Genomic DNA, 3,340 nt, shown 5'->3' on the forward strand with positions numbered 1-3,340 from the left:
GAGCCGCGCAGATCGTCTGGCAGTCCGGTTACCTGACCCTTTTCGTGCTGGTGGCCTCGTTGCCCCTTGACAGCGTGAACGCTCTGGCCGGACTTACGGCGGGGCTGCGTGTGGAAGCCCTTCTCTTTTTGCCGGGCATGGCCTTCAACATGAGCGTAGCCGTGCTTGTAGGCAACAGCCTTGGCGCGGGCAAACCCGCCGAGGCCAAAAAGGTCGCCCTGTTCATGGTCGGCGCGGCCGCCATAGCCATGAGCCTTATGGCAGCCCTGCTCTGGCCTTTCAGGCAGGACATCGCCCTTTTGCTTTCCCAGGAACCCGGCACCCAGGCCCAGATTGTGAACTACCTGACCTTCAACCTGCTTTCCACGCCCTTTTCCATTGCCAGCACCGTCATGGGCGGCGTAATGACCGGGGCGGGAGCCACCAAGTACAACCTGATGATTTTCGGCGGCACCTTCTGGCTGGTGCGCCTTCCCCTGGGCTGGCTGCTCGGACATATGCTTTGGGGCACAGCCTCGGGCGTTTTTGTAGCCATGCTCGTTTCCCAATGCCTGCAGACCAGCATCATGCTTTATGTGGTGCTGCGCCGCGACTGGACGCGTTTTGCCATGAGCAAGATCCGCCAGCCGCACCCTGCCTGACGGCCCGCAGAACCCTTGTGCTTTCCGCATGGGCCTTTCCAAGGAGAACAAAACCGTGAGTAAAAAATTCATTCCCGTAAGCCTGGACGACAGCGGACGCTATTATGACATCTGGCAGCGCACCCCTCAGCGTTCGCTGGATTATACTCTTGCCAACCTCTGGGGCTGGCAGGAATATTATGGCCTTGAATGGTGCTTTGACGACAATATGTGCTGGATACGCCAGACCCGCCCCCATGAAGTATGCTGGGCGCCCGTGGGCGACTGGAACGCGGTGGACTGGAAGAGCCTTTTGCCCTGCTCTTTCAACGAAACCGCCCATGACGTGGTGCGCGTGCCTGAAGAACTGCTGCACGTCTGGCAGGAACGCCTGCCCGGACTGGTGGACGCCGAAGAAGACAGGGGCCAGTGGGAATACCTGTACAAACAGGAAGAGCTTGCCGACCTGCCGGGCAACCGTTTTCATAAAAAACGCAATCACTATAACAGCTACATCAAGAACTACGGCGAACCCGACTACCACGATCTGGACGACCGCATGATCGAGGACGTGCTGGCCGTACAGGACGACTGGTGCCAGTGGCACGAATGCGAAGACTCCCCCTCGCTGCGCGCCGAAAACGAGGCCATCAACCGTGTGCTCAGCCACTGGAACAGTTTCCGCAGCCTTGTGGGCGGATCACTGTATGTGGACGGCAAGATGGTCGCCTTCAGCGTGGGCGAAAACCTTGACGGCACAAGCCTTGGGGTGCATTACGAAAAAGGGCTCAGCGGCTTCAAGGGTGTTTACCAGACCATCAACTGCACGTTTGCCCGCCGGGCTGGAACAGGATTCACCTATATCAACCGCGCCCAGGACCTGGACGAAGAAGGCCTGCGTCAGGCCAAGATGACCTATATGCCCGCAGATTTTCTGCGCAAATACAAGGTGCGCATCCGCAAGGCATAAACGTTTGCCTGCATGCATACATGCGGCGGAACGGCCCGGGCAGGCTCCAGGTTGTTCCGCCTTCCTTTTTCCCGGGAAGCGGCGTGAGCCTCTCGACCCCGGCCCGGGCTTCTGGCATTCTGGCCGCGAGGGGTTTCGTCAACTGCGGAAAAGAAGAAAAAGATGATCCTGAAAACATTTCTGCTGTTTGTGGTCACGGCGGTTGCCGAGATCGTGGGTTGCTATCTGCCCTATGTGTGGCTGCGCAAGGGCGGCTCCCCCTGGCTTCTGGTTCCGGCGGCCCTGAGCCTGGCCGTTTTTGCCTGGCTTTTGACCATGCACCCGGCCGCCAGCGGGCGGGTATATGCGGCCTATGGCTGCGTTTATGTGGCAACCGCCCTGGCATGGCTTAAACTCGTGGACGGCGTAAGCCTTTCCACCACCGACATGGTGGGTGGCGGCGTGGCTCTGGCCGGAATGCTCATCATTGTTTCCGGCTGGGGCAGCCCGGCCTGACCACGGCGCACGGCGCAAAACAAAGGGGCGCGAAGGAATTTTACCCTTCACGCCCCTCAAAAATGCAATCGGTGCGCCGCCGGTGGCAGCGCACTTGCGAAAAACTGGCGTCACCAACGGGATTTGAACCCGTCTTAGCGGCTTGAGAGGCCGCCGTCCTAACCGGATAGACGATGGTGACAGCGAGGTTTCTTTTAAGTAGAGCACGCTTTGATGTCAATACCGCAAGGGTGGGCATCGCCAAAAAGCTGCGAAAAACAATATTATTTGTATTTGCATATTTGAAGTGCTATTTTAAATAAACGGCCCACGACTATGGGCTGTTCCCGGAGGATCATACGTATGCTTTCCCGCCTTCGCCTGCTTCTGCCGGCACTTGCCCTTCTGCTTCTGGCCGCCTGCGGCGGCAAAACCGTTCCGCCCCGTGACGGCCAGGCTCCCGCATGGATGGGAACCATTGCAGACCTGCGCCAGTTTCCCCAGAACCTGGAAGTTTACGCCCAGAGCGCGGGGCCGGGCAAGCGCCTCATCTCACAGGCCGAGCAGGATCGCCAGACAGCGCGCTTTGACCGCATATTCTTCGGCCCGTGGGACATGCGCAAAACATCCATGCGCAAGCGCGATGTGGCGGCCATTTTCGGCAAGGCCAGAGGCTACAGGCAGGGCAGCGAACGCTGGACACAGACTGAATGGGACGCAATGGCCCGCAATGCCGACCTCAAAAACTTCCCCACGCGCGCCCAGGCGGCCATTACGGTACGCAACGCGGACCTGCGTGAAATGCCCACGCATCTGACGCGCTTTTCAGAACCCACACCGGACCCGCGCGCCAATCCCTTTGACTACTTCCAGTATTCCCTGCTCCCTCTGGGTACGCCGGTACTGATTGCCCACACCTCACGCGACGGGCGCTGGCATTTTGTGGAATGCCCCATAGCCGGCGGCTGGGTTGATGCCGATGATCTGGCTCTTGTGGATGACGGCTTTGCCGCCGCATACCGCAACTCCCGCTTTGCGGCCATTGTCAAGGACAATGTGCGTCTTGCCGGGGCCAACGGCAGCAGTGGTCCCTCTGGCGGCCAAAGCGTGAGCATAGGCGCCATCTTGCCCCTGCAGGGCGGGGCCGCCGAAAGCAGCCCCGTGAACCTGCTTGCCCCGGCAAAAGACAACAACGGCATGGCCGTTACCACCCCTGTGACGGTTGCGGCAGGCGACGCCGTGCTTCGCCCGCTTCCGCTGACGCCGGGCAATGTGA

General features: G+C 59.9%; 4 protein-coding genes and 1 tRNA gene. 4 read left to right on the top strand and 1 reads right to left on the bottom strand.

The features are described 5' to 3' along the window. The 3 genes from V6C16_RS09845 to V6C16_RS09855 all read left to right on the top strand — a co-directional run. A partial coding sequence (locus tag V6C16_RS09845) for an MATE family efflux transporter (protein WP_333543108.1) occupies positions 1-641 on the top strand: 641 nt, incomplete at its 5' end. A gap of 55 nt (positions 642-696) precedes the next feature. After that, positions 697-1,590 (top strand): DUF2156 domain-containing protein, encoded by an 894-nt coding sequence (locus tag V6C16_RS09850; RefSeq protein WP_333536563.1) that lies wholly within the window; start codon positions 697-699, stop codon positions 1,588-1,590. A 162-nt stretch (positions 1,591-1,752) separates the two neighbouring features. After that, positions 1,753-2,085, top strand: a complete 333-nt coding sequence (locus tag V6C16_RS09855) for a YnfA family protein (RefSeq protein ID WP_442886217.1) — start codon at positions 1,753-1,755, stop codon at positions 2,083-2,085. Positions 2,086-2,190: 105 nt separating this feature from the next. On the opposite strand, the gene V6C16_RS09860 is transcribed toward V6C16_RS09855, so the two are convergent. Beyond that, positions 2,191-2,266, bottom strand: a tRNA-Glu gene (locus V6C16_RS09860). A gap of 161 nt (positions 2,267-2,427) precedes the next feature. Between V6C16_RS09860 and V6C16_RS09865 the strand changes: the two genes are divergently transcribed. After that, a partial coding sequence (locus V6C16_RS09865; RefSeq protein ID WP_333543109.1) for an NlpC/P60 family N-terminal domain-containing protein occupies positions 2,428-3,340 on the top strand: 913 nt, incomplete at its 3' end.

The organism is Desulfovibrio sp. 1188_IL3213 (assembly GCF_036763145.1).
Taxonomy (GTDB): domain Bacteria; phylum Desulfobacterota; class Desulfovibrionia; order Desulfovibrionales; family Desulfovibrionaceae; genus Desulfovibrio.

Excerpts from the sequence above, each read along its gene's own strand:
- V6C16_RS09855 (WP_442886217.1), top strand. The coding sequence starts at position 1,753 with ATGATCCTGAAAACATTTCTGCTGTTTGTGGTCACGGCGGTTGCCGAG.